The organism is Lactiplantibacillus mudanjiangensis (assembly GCF_005405385.1).
GTDB classification, from domain to species: domain Bacteria; phylum Bacillota; class Bacilli; order Lactobacillales; family Lactobacillaceae; genus Lactiplantibacillus; species Lactiplantibacillus mudanjiangensis.
Map to the genome: position 1 here is coordinate 190,081 of NZ_BJDY01000003.1, position 21,597 is coordinate 211,677.

Sequence of the window (21,597 nt, forward strand, 5' to 3'; positions counted from 1 at the left end):
TTAAAGAACTCCTAACCATGAAAGTACAATCGCCAAAACGAAAGTTGCTAGGATTAAAATAACTGGACTAACATTCTTTTTCTTCAATAACCAATAAAGTAAGAACGTATAACCTAATGGCAAAATATTAGGAAAAATCCGATCAAAGAATTGACTTTGAATAGAGATCGTATGACCAGCTGAAACTGGGATCTTCGTTTTAACAGAGATTTGAACATAGGTCGCGATTAAACCACCAATGACTGTACAGCCTAAAATACTGGCCGCATGGGACACAATCGCCGAGTTTTCACGAATTTTAGAAATAGCTTTAGTCCCAGCATTATAACCAAGTTGTGCGATTGGAATTCGTGCAAAGAATAAGGCAACGTAAACTAGGAAAAACACTAACGGTCCTAAAATACTACCTTGTTTGGCAAATGAAGCGGTAATCCCAGCAACAATTGGTAAAATGGTAAACCAAGTAATCGCATCGCCAATTCCGGCCAAAGGTCCGAATAATGCAATCCGTAGACCATCAATCGTTGAACGTTTTTCACCGTGTTCTTCTAAAGATGCTTCCAAACCTAACAACAATGGCGCTGCATAATTATTCGTATTGATGAACTGTAGGTTGGCACCCATAGCATTGGCCAAACCTTCTTTGTCATCTTTGTAAATCTTTTTTAAAGCCGGTAGCATCGCTAACGTCCAACCGTCTGCTTGCATCCGTTCATAGTTCATCGCGGATTGGTTAAAAAGTGAACGCATTCCTAAACGACTGATATCGCGTTTGGTTAATTTACCACGTTCTTTAGTTTCAGGTGCATTAGATGCCATCACTATCATCCCCATTTCCGCTAGCATTGTCGATCATAGTCTTAATTTTCTTTTCGTTATCTTGATTACGTTTATTGTGATAATACTCGATGAAAGCCAAAGCAACCCCAATAACCGCGACTGGCATCAAATTACCGAACTTAATGAAGCAGGCAGCAGTAAAACCTAATAACAAGTATGGAACGTATTCGGCCTTAAGCATACTCTTGAGTAAAAGCCCAAACCCAACAGCCGGTAAAATACTACCTGCAATTTCAAATCCATGGCTTAGCCAAACTGGCATGGAGTTAACCAAAACTTTCATTGGTTCCTGTGCACCATAAACACATAAAAACGCAATTAACCCATATGAAAGTGCCACAATCCAAGTTGGCAACAATGCTAACTGCGTGAACTTTTTGGTTTCACCGTTAGCAGCGTACGTATCTAGTTTTTTAGTTAAAACTGAAAAAGCTGAGTAATAGAATAAAATAATGTATTGCATTAAAATACTAAATGGCAATGCTAAACCAATTGCAGTCGCCGGAGTTTTGCCGGTTGTATAAGCTAATACAACGGTCATAATCCCAGCCATAATTGGGTTCGGTGGCTGCGTCCCACCAACTGGTGTCAAACCAGCAAAGGCTAATTCTGTTAGCCCACCAGCAATAATCCCCAAGGTCAGATTACCTAAAATTGCACCCGTTACGGTACAAACAATCATCGGCCGGAAAATATAAAAACCTTCCAACCAAAAATCAATCCCCGCAATGATCGCAAACAAGGCAATTAATAGACCTTGAATAAGCGTGACTTGCATCTAGATCACTTCTTCCAAAGGTTGTTTTTTGTCTTCTGGAACTTCTTGAACATAAACGTTAACACCAGCATCAGCACAGGCTTTTAAATCCGCCTTATCCTGATCGTCCATGTAAGTATACTTAGTGACTTGGGTTTTACCTTGTGAAAAGTGCATATTACCAATGTTTAGATCCTTAATTGGCACACCACCTTCAACTAGACGCCTTGCATCCTGTGGATTGCGCACAATTAGAAAGATTTTTTGACGCGCGCTTGCTTTACTAATCGTGCTGACAGTTTTATCAATCGTCCAAAAACGAATTCCAACACCAGACGTTTCGGCAGTTGCCGCCATGAGTTCTTGTTGTAATTGATCATTGGCTGTTTCATCATTAGCAACAAGTAGTAAGTTAGCGCCCGCTGAAGATGTCCAAACAACCCCAACTTGACCATGCACTAATCGATTATCAATTCTCGTCAATACAATATTTGGTTCACCCATATCTATCCCTCTATTCCAATTAATCCGTCAATAGTCACTTAACCAACGATATACATGATCAAGTCTCCTACCACGGTTGCTCTGCTGTAATACATAACCTCACGACTCTCAATGCCACTAGTTTGTACATTTACCAGAGGATCTCCAACATTTAGTTCAAAAGTCTGCCGATTTTCTTTTGTAATTAAGCCTGCTTGAGTGTGGGTAAAGAATTCAGCTTTAAGCCCATACTTTTTGACTAAAAATGGCACTAAGTCATTATGACTGATCTCACTATTGTAAATGTGTGGAAAACGAGTAAATGGCAAATAAACTGTCTCATGAAAGACCGGGTGTTCACCAGCATAGAACATGTACCGCATCTGATATAAATAATCATCGGTATTCAATCCCAATACTTTACGCACCTCAGATTCGCTACCATCAACTATTAACTTGAATGATTCCAATTTAACTAGTGGAACTGCATCCATATTACTAATAGCTTCTCTAACATTTAAATAACGAACCCCTAAGTCAGTATCATCTTTCTTTAAAACAAACGATCCTTGTCCTTGCTTCTTGTAAATATATTGTTTCCGTTCCAATTCAGCTAGTGCGCGTCTAACCGTAATTCTAGAAACATGATACATTTCGCCAAGCTTTTGTTCTGAAGGTAGCTTACTATTCTCAGTAAGTTCTCCAGCTTCAATCTGTCGAATTAATTCATTTAGCATGCTTTGATAAAGTGGAACAATATTAGCCATTAGGTTTTTCTCCCTAACTTGTTATGTTGTTATAACAACCACACCAATATTAAAACACCATTCAGTTGCAATGTCAACGCTTTCATCGTTAACCATCGGCGTTTCTTCATTTCAAATGATTATTACAATGCGATTGTATAAATTAACAAGTTTTCTTTTTAATTAGTATAAAATAAAAAGCCATATTCATTATATGAATAATGACTCTTGTATTATGAATAGTTTATGACTTTATTATAACAGCTATCTTAACTTTGAGAACTGCGACTATCTTAGAACTAAATCGTCGTTAAAAATCTGAGCATTGCCTGATTAAACGCATCTGCTTGTTCCGCCATCACAATATGCCCAGCTTCCGGAACCACTACTGATTGTCCTCTAACCGCCAGCTTAGCCGTTACAGCTGCAAATTCCGGATTAAAATATGGTGACTGTCCTCCAGCAATAATTAACAAAGGAACGGTTAATTGGGCCACAACATCGCGCCAATCCTGAAAAGCATGATCAATCAACAATGGTTGCGTCAACTCATTATCAAAAGGTTCTATTTTTGCAATTCGCTTAACTGCTTGATACGTCAAATTATCAATATGCTGATAAGTCGCTGAGCCAAGTGGCTGATAAAAGAACTCCGGAAAGTCTGCCCAAGTTACATCTTTAAAGCCATACGACCAATCAGGTGTATTGAGCATCTTAGGTGACTGGTCAACATCAATTACTGCTTTTAACCCGTCATCTCCGAATAATGACACATAGGCAAACCAGATTGCAGCCCCCATCGAGTTTCCCATCACAATTGGTTGCTGTAATTGCAATGCCTGCATCAGTTCATAGACATCCATTGCCAATCGACTGATTCGCAAACCTTTATCCGTATGCATTGATAAGCCGTGGTTACGACTATCAACATTAATAACACGATATCCAGCTGCGATTAATACGCTCACTTGCGACCGCCAAATTACTTTTGCCCCACCGAATCCTGTTAAAATAACAATCGGTTGGCCTTGACCCTCATCTGTATAATCTAATACCACATGATCTGAAGTTTCAAATTCCATCACTTAATTTCCTCCTTATACGCAGAAAAGAGCCAACTGAATTAGAAACTTCAGTAAGCTCAGTTCTTTTAGACATTAAATTTAATTCGTATTTGTTCAATGAAATCACGCTGTTCAACATCCTGAACGGTAAATGGGGCAACACTAATTGGCTTTAAATCTGCGTTAACAGCCACGAAAACAAAGATTCCTGTCCCAATAACTTCCGATTTACTCTCAAACGTTTGCCGCCAAGCTTCCACATAAAAAGTCATTGTATGATGGCCCGTTTTTAATAGCGTCACACTAAAGCTAATGTGATCACCAACCCGCGCTGGTTGCATAAAATTAAATGTCTTGATTGCCACTGTCAGAACTCGCGACTGCGTGTAGCGATTTGCAATTAGCCCAACGGTTGAATCACAATGTTTCACTAAGACCCCACCATGCAAAATATTTAAATGATTTAGCATATCGGGTCCCACAAAAAAGTCACCAGCTTCAACTTGATAAAACGCATTCTCCGCCATCTTTATCGACCTCTTTTAATTTAAACTTAGCGTCCCCAGCCATTATCGCCACTGACGTGCTGAAGAACCGGTTTAACATCATTTAAGCAGCCATGTTCAACCATTTTAATCAACAAGTGTTTTTTAATTTTTCCCGAACTAGTCATAGGAAAATCAGTGACAACTACAACTTTTTCTGGCCAAAACTTCTTAGCCATGTGGTTTTCTGCAAAAAACTTTTTTATCTGGTCTAAAGATAATGGTACATAGTCTGGTTGCATGATAATAAAGGCACCGATGATTTCTCCTAGCCGACGATTCTTTAACCCAACAACAGCAGCTTCCTTAATTCCTGGATGACGTCGCAATTCACGTTCGACAATATACGTAGAAACATTTTCGCCACCCCGAATGATCATGTCTTTACTCCGACCATCTATCTCTAATGCCGAATCATGATTCCAATGCCCCAAGTCCCCCGTCTGAAACCACCCGTCAGCATTTAACGCTTTTTGTGTTTCAACCGTATCACGATAATAACCTTGAAAAACAACCGGACCACGCACAATAATTTGACCAATGCGATCGGTTTGTTTGATCTCACGCTGTTGCTCATCGATCAATTTCACCTGGACACCATCAATCGGATAACCAGCCGTTGTTTCAGCTTGTTTCATTTTAAAATAAGCAGGCGAGGTACATAAGAATGGCGCACTCTCTGTTAACCCATAAATATTATAAATCGGTAGCTGCACGGCTTTAGCCGCCATCATTAAGTCATCATCCAGTCGAGCGCCGCCAGAGATAACTCTAGTTAAAGAACTTGGTCGCTGATACCAATTTAAAACATCGTAAATAACCGTCGGCACGGTTACTAGATAAGTACAGTGGTAACGATCAATTAATCGATGTAGCCCTGCCACTGAATAATGCTGCATCAACACCATTGAACTCCCTGCCAAAATCGTTGAGACTAAGCCATGATGAAACCCAATCGCGTGATAAAATCCCGAAGGCAAAACCAAGACATCCGTTGCTGTTATGCCATATATCCGATTAAACTGTAACTCACTGTATAGTACATTTTGGTTAGACAACATCACACCCTTAGCAAAGCTTGTGGTTCCAGATGTACAAAGAATAACAACTGGTTGAACCTGGTCAGCCGAGTGGTTGGTTTGCCGTTGAGCTGACGACAATGTAATCAGCGGTACAGATGTTAGCTTAGTGTGATTGGCCATATAACCGATCTGGCTAATATTTTCAAAACTTAATGAGTTACGACCATCTGCTTGAGTCACAATCAAATTTGGTTGAAATCGTCCAATTAATGCCAATGCTTCCTCTTGATCCAGATGTGGATTCAACGGTAAGATTGTAAGCTGCCGTTTTAGGCACGCAATCATCAACTGAACTGAGGTCAGACAAGTCGCCATTTGGATCGCCACGACATCTCCAGCAACCAATTGCTGTTGATCCAAAAAGGCTACCGCTTGATCACTTAATTGGTCAAACTCATGATAAGTTAATTGCTGGTCAGCTTGGGCTACAAAAATATGATCAGGCGTTTTTTCACAACGCTCTCGCCAAACTTCTGCAATTGTCAGTGGGAAGGCATTGGCTCCGAGTAATTCATCTGAACTAATCATCATGCCGACCTCCTTTTAACTTGGAACCGGTGTTGACAGTTCACTTAATAATCGCTTAACAACAGTCTCGCCGTCACCAATAATCCCGTAATCGGCTAACTTAAAGATTGGTGCGGTTGGATCAGTGTTAATCGCAATGATGCACTTTGACTGATCCATGCCAACCGTATGTTGTAACGCACCCGAAATGCCAACAGCAATATATAAATCTGGTGCCACGACTTTACCCGTTTGACCGACCATTGTACTTTCATCGACCCAACCGTTATTCACGGCGACCCGTGATGCACCTAAAGCGCCATGCAGTTGATCGGCCAACTTTTGTAAGAGTTCAAAGCCCGCTGGTCCTTGCATACCACGACCACCAGCCACCACAATTTTAGCGTTTTCTAAATCATTCGCTTTAACTGGTAAATCTGCATACGTCACATCATCAGCAACGACTAATTCACCTGCTGTCTTCACCGTAATCGTTGCAGTTGTATTAGTCGTAATCCGATCATTAATTCCTGTCACATCACAAGTAATCACGGCTTTAGCAGCAGCTGTTAACACAGTTTGTTGTAACATTGTTCCAGCTTGGACTTTCTTTTGCGCTTGAAGTCCAGTTGTTGTCATCGTTAATTGATTGGCCTGCGTAATCACGTTCTCTTTCAAGGCTGCACCCAAACGTGTTGCAATACTTGTAGTTCCTTTATCATTGGCAAATAAAATTAATGAGTGTGCTTGACTCACAAAGTAGTCACTCAAGACACTCGCAGTTTGCGCTAGATTAATTTTTGAAAATTGTGAATAAGCTAAAATATCTATTTCATTTAATCCAGTTTCACCGTACTTTTCTTCAATGCCTTGATCCGATGGCGCTACCACCACTGCATTCAAGTCTTCATTTTCAAAATTAATTTGAGCAAAGTGAATCAAATTTAAATTTTTATCTTCAAACTCAGGATCAGCTAATAATACTAAATAAATTGATTTTTTCATGGTAAACACCACCTTCTATAAAATACTCTGTGCCTTTAGCGTTGTAATTAACTTGGTCACTGCCGCTTCATCATCAGCTAATTGATATACAACCGATTTCTTTTTTTGAACTGGTAACGGTGCCAAACGACTTGTTGGGGCTTGCTTATTAAGATCATCCCAAGCAGATTGATCAATAACCGTAATACTATCAATCGTTAGCTGTTCTAGCTCCGCACGTTTGGCCATCATCTTAGTTTTAAAACTCGGTAACCGTGGTTTATTAATCGAGTCAGTCACAGAAATCACGGCTGGTTCTTGGACTTTACCCGTAATCGTCCCCTTTTCCCATAACGTCGTATATACCAATTCATCATCAACAGTAGCCAACGCGTTGACATTATCGAAATATGGTAGATTTAAACTATTTGCAACCAAAGCACCAACATACCCTTGTGGCATATCTAGAGCTTGACTCCCTGTTAAAATCAAATCAAATTGACCTAACTTTCTGGCAGCTTCCGCTAATACCACACCAATCGCACTATCATTATCCTTATCAGTCGCAACTAATGGGCTATCAATCGCGACCGCTTTTGTGGCACCTAAAGCTAGTCCTGCTCGTAAAGCTGGTTCAGTTGTAGTTGCTACTCCATATGAGGCTACCGTAACATCGCCATTATGATCATCAACTAACTGTAAAGCTGCTTCAATGGCGTTCTTATCATAAGGATTCAAAATTGCTGTACTTGTTTCAGCAGTCAATTGCCCTTTTTCATCAAAAGCTGGTTTTTGTGTGGGGACAATCACCCCTTTAATTAAGACTAGAATATCCATAACAGTCATCTCCTAATCGCGATATTCATGATTCAATTCATTTGCGATGGTTACGCGTTGAATTTGGTTTGTACCCTCAAAGATTTGGAAAACTTTACAATCTCGCATTAATTTTTCAACTGGATAATCTTTTGAAACCCCATAACCACCAAAGATTTGAACCGCATCAGAAGTCGCCTTTTGAACAGCATCAGTAACAAACAGCTTGGTCATCGCTCCTTCTTTACGGACTAGGCTTCCGGCATCCATCATCTTCATGGTATTGTTGACCATTAAGCGGGCAGCTTCAGTTTGAGTCGCCATGTCAGCTAACATTTCTTGCACTGCTTCAAACTTAATAATTGGTCGATTGAATTGTTGCCGTAACCTAGCGTACTTCACGGATTCATCCAAAGCCCGTTGCATAATACCAACAGCCAAAGTTGCCACAAAAGCACGTGATAAGTTCAAGCTATTTAGGGCCACTTTTAAGCCATGACCCTCATCACCAATTCGGTTAGCGGCTGGTACTTTTACATGATCAAAAGCAACATCCGTTGTATTCGACAAACGTAACCCCATCTTATCTTCATGCTTGCCGGCCGTAATACCGCCACGCGATTTTTCAACAATAAACGCACTTAAGCCCTTATTACCATCATCAGTGGTCCGGAAAATACCGACAAAAACGTCCGCCAAGCTCCCGTTAGTGATAAACGTCTTATCACCATTTAAGATATAATAATCACCTTCACGCGTTGCTGTCGCTTTGACGGAACCAGCATCAGTCCCGGCATCAGGTTCGCTTAACGCAAAAGCCGCAAACTTGCCAGGGGCAATAATATCGGCAAAATGCTGAACTTGTTCATCGGTTCCGGCAATCATCACCGACCGTAAAGCCACAAAAGTTGAGACCAACGTAATCGCATAACCAGGATCATAACTGGCCAGCTTTTCAAAGATCATCGCGGTTGTTTCATAAGATAAACCCGCACCGCCAAACTTTTCGGGGATTTCCAACATGTGTAATCCCATATCAAATGCTGGCTTAAACAACTCTTCTGGACAGCTTCCTGCTTCATCGCAGGCTTTGACGACTGATGGTGTCAAAGTTTCATCAGCAAATTCTGTAACCATTTTTAAAAAGTCTTTTTGTTCATCTGTATATTGCAGTGCCATTATGACTCACACCCTTCTATTTAACGGGGTCGCCAATATGTCTCGTGGTAGCGGCCGCACCGTCTGCTAATAACTGGTTAATTTTTTCATCTGAATATCCGAGTTCACTCAGAACGTTCCTAGTATCTGCACCTTGTGGCCGTGATACTTTCAACTCTGGGTTCCCCATAGATTCAAACCGAACCGGATTGGTTGGAATCATCCGTTCATTTCCAGATGGAAACTTAATTTGCCGTATTTCATCGTTATCTAACGCTTCCGCGTCCTTGTAGATTTCTGTTGGCACATAACAAGCCTCTAATGGCAAATCATTTTCTTTGAAAATATCGACCCAATGTTGTAATGGCTGTTGCTTAAATTGGGTATCCAAGATATTGATAAATTCTTGATTCAGCTGCTCAGCATTAATATGATCAATGTTGTTATAGCGTGGGTCATCAACTAAATCTTCGCGACCAATTAACGTCATGACCTTGTCATAATCTCGATTGAAGACTGGCACACACATGACAAACCAACGATCATCGCTTGTCTTGAAACAATCGTTAAATGGATTAGCAACATTTAACCGACTCTTGGGATATTCATTGCCATATTGTGCCGAAACCATCGCCACATTTTGCATGAAGATCGCGGCATGATGCAAACTGACCGTTAATTTATCGCCCTTGCCTTCACGTGCTTGCTTCAACAACGCACCACAAATACCAGCAGCTAAACACATAGAAACCTGAAAATCACCATAACCATTAGCTGGATTCATTGGACTTTGACCAGCTTCTAACGTGGTTCCTAAGACTCCACCACGAGCCATATAAGCAGTTGCATCAAACCCTGCAGCGTCCTTTTGCGGACCATGTTCACCGTACCCTAGAACTTGAGCGAAAATTAATTTGGGGAACTTTTGCTTCAATGTTTCATAATCAATACCTAAGTGTTCCAAGGACTTTGTCCGCACGTTAGTAACAAAGACATTGGCATCTTTTAACAAGTCGTAAAAAGCTTGTCGACCATCATCTTTTCGCAAGTTCAATGTCACAAAACGCTTGTTTAAGTTTGAAATATCAAACCCTAAATTTTCATCATCTGAATAGTGCATGTTGAAAACGGCGCCTTGGGTCCGTTCAGCATCCCCTTTAGGGGGTTCAACCTTAATGACATCTGCTCCCCATTCACCTAATACTCGTGTAACCGTAGGAGCTGCCAGGAACGTTGTCATGTCAACAATACGTACACCATCTAAAGTCTTACTCATGAAAACTTCCTCCTAAGTAAACATGCCGATAGCATGTGTTATTCACCTATACTATCGGCATGTTATGTGTGTTTATTATTCGATAATACCGTCGTTAGCAATTAACTTACGAGCAGCGGTTAAGCGTTGAACTGAACGAGGGCCTTCTTCAAGCCACATCGCACGGCAGTCACGATACATCCGTTCAACCGGACCATAAGGGTTATCTTCAAAGTAACCAATGCCACCAAAGATTTCGAGGCAGTAGTCAGAAACTAATTTAACCGTATTAATACTGAACAACTTGCACATAGCTGCTTTTTCTTCAATATCTTCACCACGATCATATTGATCAGCTAAGTTATGAAGCATTGTGCGCAAAGCAAAGATCTCAGTCCCCATGTCAGCAATTTCCTGTTGAATAGCTTGACGTTTTGCTAATGGTTTACCAAAAGTTACCCGGTCTTTAGCTCGAGCGATTGCCATTTCAAGCATCCGTTGACTCATTCCTAAGTTACTTGATGCGATATGAGCCCGTGAGATTGATAATGACGCAATCGCAACGTGTAAACCGTCGCCTTCTTCACCAAGCAAATACTTCTTGTTAACCCGCATGTTGGTGAACTTCAAACCGGCATGACCAGCACCACGGCAACCCATCATGTGAGGCATTGGTACAATTTCGTATCCTGGAGTGTCAACAGGTACATAGAAGGCGCTCAAACGCTTATCACCTTCAGCATCTGGATCGGTGACAGCGATTACATATGCAGCATCCGAACAGTCGGTATGTGAAATCAACGTCTTTTCACCGTTTAAGATGTAATCATCACCATCTTTAACAGCGGTCGTATGCAAATCAGCACCAGTCCCACCAGTTTCTTCAGTTAACGCGAAACAAGTAAAGATACTTTTATCTTGTAATTTTGGCATCACATCAGCTTTTAATTCTGGTTGGCCAAATTCATCCAAAATCCGCCAGTTTAAATCAGCAGCATAGTGTAAATGCATCCGCATACCACCAGGGCCACGAGAAAACATCTCTTGAACTTGAAAGATTTGACTACAACTAAGGCCGAAGCCACCATACTTCAATGGTAAAGCGAACCGATACAGGTCATTATCAATGGCTAATTCAAAGAATTTCTTTGGAAAACGATTTGTTACTTCAACTTCGCCTTGTAAATAATCAAATTCATTTTCTGCCAAATGCTTGATTTGCTGTAAGTACAATGCGAATTCTTCATTCGTCATCTTGGTACCTGGCTTAGTATGCACTAACTTTTTAGTTGGTTCGTAAGGTAATTTTTCTGTTGTTGCTTCCATTATTTTGCACGCTCCTTAGTTTGTGATGCTCCTACGCCTTTCGACATTAAGAACAAATCAATTAATAGACCGACTACTGCTACACCAATGGCCACCATATAAGCGGGATAATATGCCGCTGTCCCCGCGCTCTTATTAATAAACAAGGCCGCAATTTGGGGACCAACTAGTGAACCAATCGCATAACCGAAAAACATTAACCCATAATTTATACCTGAATGCGTCGTTCCAAAGGTATTTCCCGTCAAAGTCGGGTAGACCACGAGCACGCCACCGAACGAAGCTCCTAGGAGAATCAAGAAGATCGTAAAGCTAACCAAGCCAGTTGAAAATCTCAAACCAGCTAAACCAATAATCGTTAACGCTAAAATACCAGCTAGCGTCTTACTTTGCCCTAGCTTATCGGTAATCGTTCCCGTAAGAATTCGACCGCCAAAATTAGCTAAAGTGTTAACGACAACCATGTTTGCTGCAACAATCGGCGTCATGCTTAGTTGCACTTGCGCAATCATTGATAACGATCCGATCAACATGATCCCAGCCGTACAAGCAATTGAGAATAGTAACAATAATAGCCAGAATTGCCACGTTTTAAGCATTGCTTGCGGCGTATAATCATTGTCTTGTACGGCTGTTACCGTCACAGCACTTTGATCCTGCTCCGTTGGGGTATCCATCATCCAACCAACTGCCCAACAAATGATGAGGTATGCCAGGCCGATTGGAATAAACCCATTCATCCCATATTGATCACATAGAATTGCGCCAGCTTTAGCCAAAACCAATGGTCCTAATGAGGCGGCGGCTAATAAGAATCCAGAAATTGTCCCCCGTTTTTCAGGGAACCATTTCAAAGCTGTTAGTAAGGCAGGGTTATACATAACCCCATTCCCAGCACCAGCCATTAGCCCAACAGTGAGATATAGGAAAAATAAATTATGCACGAAAGCGGTCAACAACCAGCCCAGCCCGAAGATTAATCCACCAAAATACATTAACTTCTTAGCACCAAATTTATCCATAATATGTCCGGAGGCAACTCCGAAGCACGCCATGAAAAATTCATATAAGGTTAACGTCAACGCCACTTGTGACTCAGTGCCACCGGTGGCTTTTTGTAACGGAACTGAAAATACCGAAAACGCTGAAGATGCTGCACAACAAAAGATAATTAGGAACGCGGCGGTAAACACATGCGAGCGTCGAACTACTTTTGCATTGGTTGTTTCCATCACGAACCTCCTTCCTTTCGGGGTGATTTGGTATCGCTTTCTTACAAGTTCTAGTGTAGGTTGCCAACTCATAAAATAAAAATTCTTAAAATAGTGAAATTCATAACTTTCGTGAATAGTGTTGAAATCTAGGCATTTAAAACAAATGTTGACCTATTCAATCATCTACATTTTTTGTGATTTTAATATCAATATGACCTTATTTGAACGTTATTTATGAAGGGCTTTTGCTTGACATAGCGTGAAACTATATATTTATAGATAAAGCCTATTTTTACTTGGTAGCGGTTTCATCTATGATATAGATGATAATTGTCAACCAAATTATGACATTATTAGGAGGGGTTTTTGTTGAACTTAAATCAACTCTATTATTTTCGAACCTTAGCAGAATACCAACATTACACTAAAGCGGCGGCAAAGCTTTACATTAGTCAGCCTAGTTTAAGTAATGCAATGAAATCTTTAGAGAAAGAATTAGGATGCGTTTTATTTAAAAAATCGGGTCGTAATGTCCAGTTAACCGAATACGGACGCATGTTTTATAACACTACATGCTCAACCCTTAACATATTAGAAGATGGCAAACGTGAACTTCAGCAAAAGATTAAAAGCGATGCTGGCATTATCAATGTCGCTTGTATTCCAACCTCTATCGGTACACGCTTGCCCAAATTTATTAAACACTTTCAAACCGATAATACGAGCTCGCCTTACTTTATTTTGCACGATGAGTTTTCTATTCCAATTTTAGAAGGCTTAACTAATGGAAATTATGACGTCGGCATTTGTTCTCGAGATGCAACATATAAAGATTTATCTTTTATCCCGTTCTTCTCAGAACCAATCACCGTCGTCGTTCGACCAGACCATCCTCTAGCTAATGAAGAACGAATTGATCCAAATTCATTACGTCCGTATGACTTAATGACCTATAACGAACAGACACCAATTGGGCAAGTTATCCGTAACGCCCTCAATGCTCGCTGCCCCAACCTTAATATTGCAGAATCATTGGATAGTGAACTAACTATTGCCGGTCAAATTATTGAAAATAATTCCGTTGGTATTGTAGCTAACACGATTCTTTTAGATTCATTTAACTTGAAGAAGATCCCTCTGGATGTTCCAAGTGATACACGCGTTGTTTATATCGTCTATAACCATACGCGGCAACTTTCACCGGTAGTCCAACATTTTATTGATTATCTTAAAGAGACTAAAGCCGAAGCAACTGGAAAGAAGGATTAGAAATGACAACAATAACAACTACCTATCAACCCATATATCAACAATTGGTCAGCCATTTAGACCCATCATTGGTACTGATTGGCAAACAGATTAACACTGAACTCGGTCACGATGAACTGAATACTTTTCAACATTTACCAGACTTAGTCGTCAAACCCCAGTCTACCGAACAAGTTGCCTTAGTGATGCGACTCGCCACCCAATACCAAGTACCAGTCACAGCCCGCGGTGCTGGCACTGGTCTAGTTGGGGGTTGTGTTCCCATTGAAGGCGGTTTGTTGATCGATCTAACTTCCATGAATCAGATTATTGAGTTAGACACAGAAAATTTAACGTTAACTACCCAAGCTGGGGCACTATTAAAAGATGTCGCCGCTTACGCAACTAATCAAGGTTACTTATATGCTCCCGATCCTGGTGAAAAAGCCGCAACTATTGGTGGTAACATTGCCACAAATGCTGGTGGCATGCGTGCCGTCAAGTATGGCACCACTCGCGACTCTGTTCGTGCATTGACCGTTGTCACTGCGCAAGGTAAGATTCTAGAACTTGGTAGCAAAGTGGTTAAAAATAGTTCAGGTTTAGATTTAAAAGATTTGTTTATTGGTTCTGAAGGGGTTCTAGGGATCATTACTGAAGCAACTTTACAGATTCGATCGTTACCTAAAGCTAGTGCTAGCTTACTGATTCCCTTCGACAATTTCGAAACTGCTTTGTCTGCAGTTCCTAAAATCTTACGGTCTGGCACACAACCAACGGCAGTTGAATTCTTTGAAGCCGACACCATTAAATGTTGGGAAGCATTTGCCAATCAATCATTTCCACAAGCTGGTGCAGCGGTTTATCTACTGCTGACAGTCGATGGTCAACAATCTGACGTGGTCACCACCGATTACGAAAAAATTGCTGAACTCTGCCTAGATCAAGGTGCAATTGATGTCTATGTTTTAGATACTGATGTTTTAAAAAAACAAATTTGGTCGGCACGTGATGCTTTCTTAGAAGCAATCAAGGCATCGACTACAACCATGGATGAAGCCGATGCTGTAGTGCCTCGTAGTGCCACCACTGAGTTTGTCGCCTTTACTCATCAACTTGCTGCCGAAGAACATGTTCGTATTCCTAGTTTTGGCCATGTTGGTGATGGTAATCTTCATCTCTATATTTGCCAAGATGATTACGACGATGACACATGGAAATTCAAACTAACCACAATTTTCAAGGCGTTATATGATAAGGCCATCGCGCTAAATGGCAAAATTTCTGGTGAACATGGCATTGGTTATGCTAAGCGTCCTTATTTACAGGCCGCCAGTTCACCGGCTGAACTAGCAATTATGCAGGCAATTAAAGCCGCATTAGATCCTGATAGCCTATTAAATCCCGATAAAATCTTTTAACATTAAAATAACGCTCAGTACAATCTTTAATTCGATTGTACTGAGCGTTATTTGTTTATTGAGCAATAATTTTAACCAATTATCACCAAAATGTCACCGATCAAGTGACAAAGTTGATATTAACGATGTAAGCGTTGCCATATATACTGAACTTGTAAATTAAACAAGGGAGGCATTACCCATGGCAATGTTTGAAATCAGTCATATGAATATGACTTTAACTGGAACCACTCAAGATGAAATTCTCAAAGATCTCGCCCATTTAGCAAAATCACTCGACCTCGTTACTGACGAAGCAGAACTCGTTAACGATTATCACGAACGTGAAAAAGAATCCACGACCGGTTTTGGTAACGGCGTAGCTATTCCACATGCTAAATCTAATAATGTTAAAACAGCCACGATTCTCTTTGGCCGTAGTCAAGCAGCTATCGAATGGGACTCATTGGATGGCAAGCCCGTCAACACATTCATTAGCTTACTCGTACCCGCAGATGCTGGTGACGTTCATTTGAAGTTATTAGCTAGTTTGAGCCGCAAGCTAGTTCACAAAGACTTTGTTGAAATTCTAAAAACCGGTGATCAACAAGCCGTATTAAACGCGATCAACGAAGCCATTAGTTAGCAAAGGAGAGATTCAAAATGGCAGAAACTAAAATTGTTGCCGTAACGAATTGCCCCGCTGGGATTGCCCACACCTATATGGTTGCCGAAGCGATTGAAGAAAAAGCAAAATCATTAGGCTATGAAGTCCACGTTGAAACACAAGGGGCCAGCGGGATTGAGAATAAATTAACACCAGATCAAATTGCTGCCGCTAATTACGTCATTTTAGCCCTTGGTAAAGGGATGACCGATGAAGACAAGCAACGCTTCAATGGCAAAAAGGTGGTCGAACTACCCGTTTCTGAAGCGCTCAAAGAAGTCGATACCTTGTTCGACGATATTGATGATAAAGCTAAAGTCTTCACCGCTTCAAAGGTTAAACTCGGTAGCGAACAAGATGCCGTCACTGATGGGGTCATGAGTTACCTCATGGCTGGTGTCTCAGCCGCCCTACCATTTGTGATTGGCGGTGGGTTATTAATTGCCATCGGGAGCATGATGGTACAATTTGGGATGCCTAATACGGCCTTAGCCAAAGGTGTGACGCCTTCACTAGCTTGGGTCATTACCAGCATCGGGAACTTAGGTTTCCAATTCATGATTCCAATCATGGGGGCTTACATCGCCTTTGCAATTGGTGACAAACCAGCCTTTGCACCAGCTTTCTTAGTCACTTACTTGGCTAATGATACGGACTTATTGGGTACCCAATCTGGGGCCGGCTTCTTAGGTGCGATTGTTGTTGGGCTTTCCATTGGATACTTCGTTAAGTACTTCAAGAAAGTTAAATTGGGCAAAAATTTCCAATCTATCTTAGGATTCATGATTATTCCATTTGTCACGTTACTCGTTTTTGGCCTTTTGACCTATTACTTGTTAGGCCCATTCATGGGTTGGATCATGAGTATTTTGCTCGTCTTCTTGAAGAACATTCCAACATCAATGAAACTCGTTGGTGGCTTCCTAGTCGGCTGTATGTTGGCTTTCGATATGGGCGGTCCAATCAACAAAACTGCTTGGTTCTTTAGTTTTTCACTACTCAGTTCTGGTGTTTACAACTGGTATGGAATTGTTGGCGTTGTAACCTTGTTACCACCAATGGCTGCTGCCATCGCCACTTGGATCAAGCCATCACTCTTCTCTAAACAAGAACGCGCTGCTAGTTGGAGTGCCTTCATTGTTGGGATGACCGTTGCTACTGAACCAGCGATTCCCTACGCCTTAGCCGCACCATTACCAATGATCGCCGCTAACACTTTAGCTGGTGGGATTACTGGTGCTATCACGATTATGTTAAATGTGGAACGGATGGCACCCGGGATTGGGATTTTCGATCCGCTAATCGGTCTTGAAAAACCATGGTACTGGTTCTATCTCTGTGTCGCCATTGGCCTTTTCTTAAACGTCTTCTTTATCATCACCTTCAAGAGTGCTTGGTTAAAGCGTCGTGAAAAAAAAGAACAAGCTAAATTAGCACAAGTTGAAAACCACTAATAATTAAATTATTGCAGTACGACCAAAGGCAGTTAAGCATTCGCGACTGCCTTTTGTTGCATGATCACTTAAATTAACGATTGCGAGGTATAGATGATGAACTATGATTTTGATCGAGTAATTAATCGCAAAGGTACTTACAGCACGCAGTGGGACTACATTCAGGATCGTTTTGGTCGTGACGACATTATCCCATTTTCAATTTCAGATACTGACTTCCCAGTACCAGCAGGCGTACAGGCGGCTTTAGAAAAACGTATCCAGCACCCAATCTATGGCTATACGCGCTGGAATCATGCTGACTATAAAAATAGCATCATCAATTGGTTCCAACAACAGAATAATTACACCGTTAATGGGGACTGGATCTTATACAGTCCTAGTGTTGTCTTTTCAATCGCCACATTTATTCGCTTGAAGTCTGAGCCGGGCGATGGGGTTGCCGTCTTCACCCCGATGTATGATGCGTTTTACAATGTCATTCAGGCCAATGACCGCCAACTAATGCCAGTTCGACTTGGCAGTGCACAACAGGGTTATCAAATTGACTGGGATTCTTTAGAGACAATCCTAGCGCAAAAGAACACCAAAATTTTGCTACTCACTAACCCACATAATCCGACTGGGAAAGTCTTTTCAAAAGCCGAACTCAAACAATTGGTGACCCTCTGTCAGCATTATCATGTGTTTATCATTTCAGATGACATTCATAAAGATATCGTCTATGCGCCCAACAGCTACACGCCCGTGACGACCTATACCCAAACCGATGTCGTCCTTTGTTGCTCGGCAACTAAAACGTTTAATACTCCCGGACTAATTGGCTCCTACTTATTTGTCCCGGAAGAAACGTTACGAGACGCTTTTCTACTTGAACTAAAACAAAAAAACGCCCTATCGTCCGCCAGTATTTTCGGAATTGAGAGCCAAATCGCCGCGTATGACACCGGGAATGACTATTTGGTACAATTAACAGATTACCTACAAAACAATTTCGACTATTTAGGACATTTTTTACAAGATAACTTGCCAGAAGTTGGGTTCAAACAACCACAAGCGACCTATCTCGCTTGGATGGATATTTCCAAGCTGGGTCTAACATCTGATCAACTTCAAGACAGATTAATCAACACTGGTCGTGTCGGTATTATGCCAGGTAAAACTTATGGTGATCGTCACTATTTACGCATGAATATTGCCTGTCCACTTTCGAAATTACAGGAAGGACTGAAAAGAATGGAGCACGGGATCCGTTCGTAACTTATGCTAAATTCACGAGAATTAAGAATCATTTTGTTACTACAAGAACATGATCTATCGGGGGAAGAATTAGCCACCTTACTCGCAACTTCGCGTCGCACCATTATTCGTGATATTGCACGTATTAATGCCTTGTTAGCAGATGAAAAGATTGGTTCGATTGAAAGCATTAAAAAGTATCACTTGCTCATTTTGAATACCGCTAATTTCAATCAATTACTGACTAAATTTAATAACGAGAGCAACTTAGTCTTATTTTACTTACTCATTCATCCCAATATTACGTTGGCGGAACTCATGGAAAAAACCTTTTTATCACGACAAAACATTTTGAACTGTGTTGAAAAGATTAATCGTCAATTTCAACGAGTTTTAAAAATTAGCCTACGACCACGTATTGGGACTACTGTTAAGGTTCAGCATATTTCCAAAGTTGACGTTTTAGCGGCCTTGATTTTGGACAATCGTCCCCTGATTACTAGTCAGCTTAAGCAACTAGATTGGCAACTTGATCCACTGCTACCTGCAAAATTGGTTCGAGACGCACTGCCTGAACGATTGTTTGACTATCTCACCGAAGCTCAATTTAATGCACAAATTTTAGCTTGTCTGCTCGTTGCGCCACAATCCATTGCGACAACAACCAATGCATTAGCCACGCAATTGATGTCGACTGGCCTTGATGCATCAGTAGTCACAACCCTAGCTTTATTCTTTGATGCAAAAATCACGTTGCTAAATGACCTAACGATGCGCCAAGTGCATGCGACCATTGAAGCCACCAAAATCCACTATACGTTAGATAGTCTCAATCATGATTTTACCGAAGAAATTTTTAATCATCTCTGCCGCAGTTCTATGTTTCCAACCTTTGTCCCGGCTTCACTTTCGGAACAAATTCGTTACTTAAAGATTCAAAACCCATTTGCATTCGATTTTGCATTTGATTTAGCACAAAAGTTACAACAAGATTTTGATGCGATCCAAATCGACGCTGACTACATTGCCTTATATGTCTTACACGCCGTTGAAACACCAGCGGCCCGCAATGTTCGAACTTTAATGTATGCAACACGACAATCAGTCGCCAACATTAACAAGATGATTATCACCGAACAAGTCCCAAATATGACGATCGAGATGGTTTTTTCAAAGGAACAATTAACGACTCGACTAGACTATACCGACTATGATTTAATCATTGGCAATGGTCTACATCCAAACGATTTACACTTGCCAGTGCACTTTGACAGCACCTTCAATGGCGTTATCAATCAGGACGAATTAGATCGCTTAAAAAATCTAAGTAGCGAAAGCTATATCCAAGAAAACCTTGTTAACTTCTTTCCGGCTAGTCACTTTATTCATTTGGATGGTCACTATCACCATGCTAATCAAGTCCTACAAGCTGGTTTGGATAGCTTCGAATCACAAGGTTTGCTCACTCATGAGGCAGTGACTGCACTAATTGCTCGTGAAGCCGCTGGAAATCAATTGATTTTGAATCATGTTTCGATTCCACACGCATCAGCACGACTTGTCGATGCCTATGAGGTTTTCGCCATTGCATTTGATGATGAACTCAAAATTGATGATCGCCAAATCTACTTGATGTTGATCGTTTTAGCTAATCAAAACCGACCCGATAGTGGACAGGTGTTTGGTTATATCTACACCAAGCTAAAAAATCTCAAACCGGTTCAATTAAAGCAGCTCAATACACATCAGAGTTTGCTAACTGAATTGACCGAAAACTAAGCTAATAATCCCCGCAATTAAGCCTGACGGCCGACTTAATTGCGGGGATTATTTTTCATTTATTTTTGTGTAACCAAGGTTTCATCTGGTTGTTGATCATAAATAATATGGTCGACAATATCACAGCTATATGGATAAAGTGGGTTTAGATGAACAGAATCTTCAAAGTATAAATCAGCTTTATCATCGCTACTGAACAACCGCATCTTCTCACGAACAACAGCCTTTTGGGCTTCATCCGCATCCGGTGTCATCATCCATGGTTCATAGTCCTTAGGCCGGTTGATAACCGTGTCTTTAATCGTATGATAAAATGGCATCTTAATATCGGTTGAAATATTCACTTTGGCAATGCCATGGGCCACCGCTTCGCGGATCTTATCATCAGGATTGTTAGAACCACCGTGTAAAACTAACGGCATGTGCAGCGCATCGTTTAAGGCATCTAAACGATCAATTTTAATGTCATTATCACCACTTGGATATGGCCCATGAACCGTTCCAATGGCGACGGCTAAGTCATCAACACCGGTAGCGTCAACAAATTGCTTGGCACTTCCTGGAGCAGTGTAAACTCGCCCCATATTCTCGGCAGCACTGGCATTTCGATTGCCAATACTCCCTAATTCCGCTTCAACCGCTACCCCAATCCGATGACACAAGCCAACCGTTTGCTTCGTAATGGCCAGATTATCTTCAAAGGATAAACCCGACGTATCAATCATCACCGAATTCATTTGATCACGAACAGCGCGCATGACATCATTCAGATCCCGACCATGATCCAGATGAATGGCCACCGGGACATTGGCAGTTAGTGCCATTTCACGCGCATATGACACAATGCCACTACCCATTAAATCATATTCATAAGGGTGAATTTGTAAGATCACCGGTGCACGCAGTTCTTCAGCTACACTAATAATATTTTTAACAAATTCACTATTACCAACGTTAAACGCCCCAATGGCGAAATGATGTTGGTAAGCTTTATCGACTAAATACTTTGAAGATACTAGAACCATAATTAACA

20 protein-coding genes are annotated in these 21,597 nt (G+C 41.1%); 6 read left to right on the forward strand and 14 right to left on the reverse strand.

The window, feature by feature from the left end:
• The 13 genes from agaD to FFM84_RS05775 all read right to left on the reverse strand — a co-directional run bounded on the left by agaD (nucleotide 1) and on the right by FFM84_RS05775 (nucleotide 12,795).
• Nucleotides 1-819, reverse strand: a complete 819-nt coding sequence (agaD, locus tag FFM84_RS05715) for a PTS galactosamine transporter subunit IID (RefSeq protein ID WP_130844572.1) — start codon at nucleotides 817-819, stop codon at nucleotides 1-3.
• Entirely contained in the window at nucleotides 809-1,618 is an 810-nt protein-coding gene (agaC, locus tag FFM84_RS05720) for a PTS galactosamine transporter subunit IIC (RefSeq protein ID WP_130844571.1), read from the reverse strand. The genes agaD and agaC overlap by 11 nt, the downstream gene beginning before the upstream one ends.
• The gene (gene agaB / locus FFM84_RS05725; RefSeq protein ID WP_130844570.1) at nucleotides 1,619-2,101 is read right to left on the reverse strand and encodes a PTS galactosamine transporter subunit IIB; all 483 of its coding nucleotides are present in this window, start codon (nucleotides 2,099-2,101) and stop codon (nucleotides 1,619-1,621) included.
• Nucleotides 2,102-2,139: 38 nt separating this feature from the next.
• A complete protein-coding gene (locus FFM84_RS05730) occupies nucleotides 2,140-2,847 on the reverse strand; it encodes a GntR family transcriptional regulator (protein ID WP_130844569.1) in 708 nt (235 codons plus the stop codon).
• A 278-nt stretch (nucleotides 2,848-3,125) separates the two neighbouring features.
• A complete protein-coding gene (locus FFM84_RS05735) occupies nucleotides 3,126-3,908 on the reverse strand; it encodes an alpha/beta fold hydrolase (protein ID WP_130844568.1) in 783 nt (260 codons plus the stop codon).
• A 68-nt stretch (nucleotides 3,909-3,976) separates the two neighbouring features.
• Nucleotides 3,977-4,417, reverse strand: a complete 441-nt coding sequence (locus tag FFM84_RS05740) for an acyl-CoA thioesterase (protein WP_130844567.1) — start codon at nucleotides 4,415-4,417, stop codon at nucleotides 3,977-3,979.
• Nucleotides 4,418-4,443: 26 nt separating this feature from the next.
• Nucleotides 4,444-6,045, reverse strand: coding sequence for a class I adenylate-forming enzyme family protein (locus tag FFM84_RS05745; protein ID WP_165450286.1), 1,602 nt, complete (start codon nucleotides 6,043-6,045; stop codon nucleotides 4,444-4,446).
• A gap of 15 nt (nucleotides 6,046-6,060) precedes the next feature.
• Nucleotides 6,061-7,029, reverse strand: coding sequence for an electron transfer flavoprotein subunit alpha/FixB family protein (locus FFM84_RS16435; RefSeq protein ID WP_130844565.1), 969 nt, complete (start codon nucleotides 7,027-7,029; stop codon nucleotides 6,061-6,063).
• Nucleotides 7,030-7,044: 15 nt separating this feature from the next.
• Complete coding sequence (locus FFM84_RS05755) at nucleotides 7,045-7,845, reverse strand: electron transfer flavoprotein subunit beta/FixA family protein (protein ID WP_165450285.1); 801 nt, start codon at nucleotides 7,843-7,845, stop codon at nucleotides 7,045-7,047.
• A gap of 12 nt (nucleotides 7,846-7,857) precedes the next feature.
• Complete coding sequence (locus FFM84_RS05760) at nucleotides 7,858-9,003, reverse strand: acyl-CoA dehydrogenase family protein (protein ID WP_130844563.1); 1,146 nt, start codon at nucleotides 9,001-9,003, stop codon at nucleotides 7,858-7,860.
• Nucleotides 9,004-9,019: 16 nt separating this feature from the next.
• Nucleotides 9,020-10,258, reverse strand: a complete 1,239-nt coding sequence (locus FFM84_RS05765; protein WP_130844562.1) for a CaiB/BaiF CoA transferase family protein — start codon at nucleotides 10,256-10,258, stop codon at nucleotides 9,020-9,022.
• Nucleotides 10,259-10,333: 75 nt separating this feature from the next.
• Entirely contained in the window at nucleotides 10,334-11,563 is a 1,230-nt protein-coding gene (locus tag FFM84_RS05770; protein WP_130844561.1) for an acyl-CoA dehydrogenase family protein, read from the reverse strand.
• The gene (locus FFM84_RS05775; protein ID WP_165444450.1) at nucleotides 11,563-12,795 is read right to left on the reverse strand and encodes an OFA family MFS transporter; all 1,233 of its coding nucleotides are present in this window, start codon (nucleotides 12,793-12,795) and stop codon (nucleotides 11,563-11,565) included. The genes FFM84_RS05770 and FFM84_RS05775 overlap by 1 nt, the downstream gene beginning before the upstream one ends.
• A gap of 351 nt (nucleotides 12,796-13,146) precedes the next feature.
• Between FFM84_RS05775 and FFM84_RS05780 the strand changes: the two genes are divergently transcribed.
• From FFM84_RS05780 to FFM84_RS05805, 6 genes are all read left to right on the forward strand, one after another.
• Entirely contained in the window at nucleotides 13,147-14,046 is a 900-nt protein-coding gene (locus FFM84_RS05780) for a LysR family transcriptional regulator (protein WP_165444451.1), read from the forward strand.
• 2 nt (nucleotides 14,047-14,048) lie between these two features.
• A complete protein-coding gene (locus FFM84_RS05785) occupies nucleotides 14,049-15,446 on the forward strand; it encodes an FAD-binding oxidoreductase (RefSeq protein WP_130844558.1) in 1,398 nt (465 codons plus the stop codon).
• Between the two features lie 181 nt (nucleotides 15,447-15,627).
• The gene (locus FFM84_RS05790; protein WP_130844557.1) at nucleotides 15,628-16,071 is read left to right on the forward strand and encodes a PTS fructose transporter subunit IIA; all 444 of its coding nucleotides are present in this window, start codon (nucleotides 15,628-15,630) and stop codon (nucleotides 16,069-16,071) included.
• A gap of 17 nt (nucleotides 16,072-16,088) precedes the next feature.
• A complete protein-coding gene (locus tag FFM84_RS05795) occupies nucleotides 16,089-17,546 on the forward strand; it encodes a PTS fructose-like transporter subunit IIBC (RefSeq protein WP_130844556.1) in 1,458 nt (485 codons plus the stop codon).
• A gap of 93 nt (nucleotides 17,547-17,639) precedes the next feature.
• Nucleotides 17,640-18,806 carry a MalY/PatB family protein gene (locus FFM84_RS05800; protein ID WP_165449992.1) on the forward strand — a complete coding sequence of 389 codons (1,167 nt, stop codon included), beginning with the start codon at nucleotides 17,640-17,642 and terminating at the stop codon, nucleotides 18,804-18,806.
• Nucleotides 18,807-18,809: 3 nt separating this feature from the next.
• Nucleotides 18,810-20,564, forward strand: coding sequence for a putative frv operon regulatory protein (locus FFM84_RS05805; RefSeq protein WP_130844554.1), 1,755 nt, complete (start codon nucleotides 18,810-18,812; stop codon nucleotides 20,562-20,564).
• A 59-nt stretch (nucleotides 20,565-20,623) separates the two neighbouring features.
• On the opposite strand, the gene FFM84_RS05810 is transcribed toward FFM84_RS05805, so the two are convergent.
• Nucleotides 20,624-21,589, reverse strand: a complete 966-nt coding sequence (locus FFM84_RS05810) for a ketose-bisphosphate aldolase (RefSeq protein ID WP_130844553.1) — start codon at nucleotides 21,587-21,589, stop codon at nucleotides 20,624-20,626.
• Between the last annotated feature and the right edge of the window lie 8 nt (nucleotides 21,590-21,597).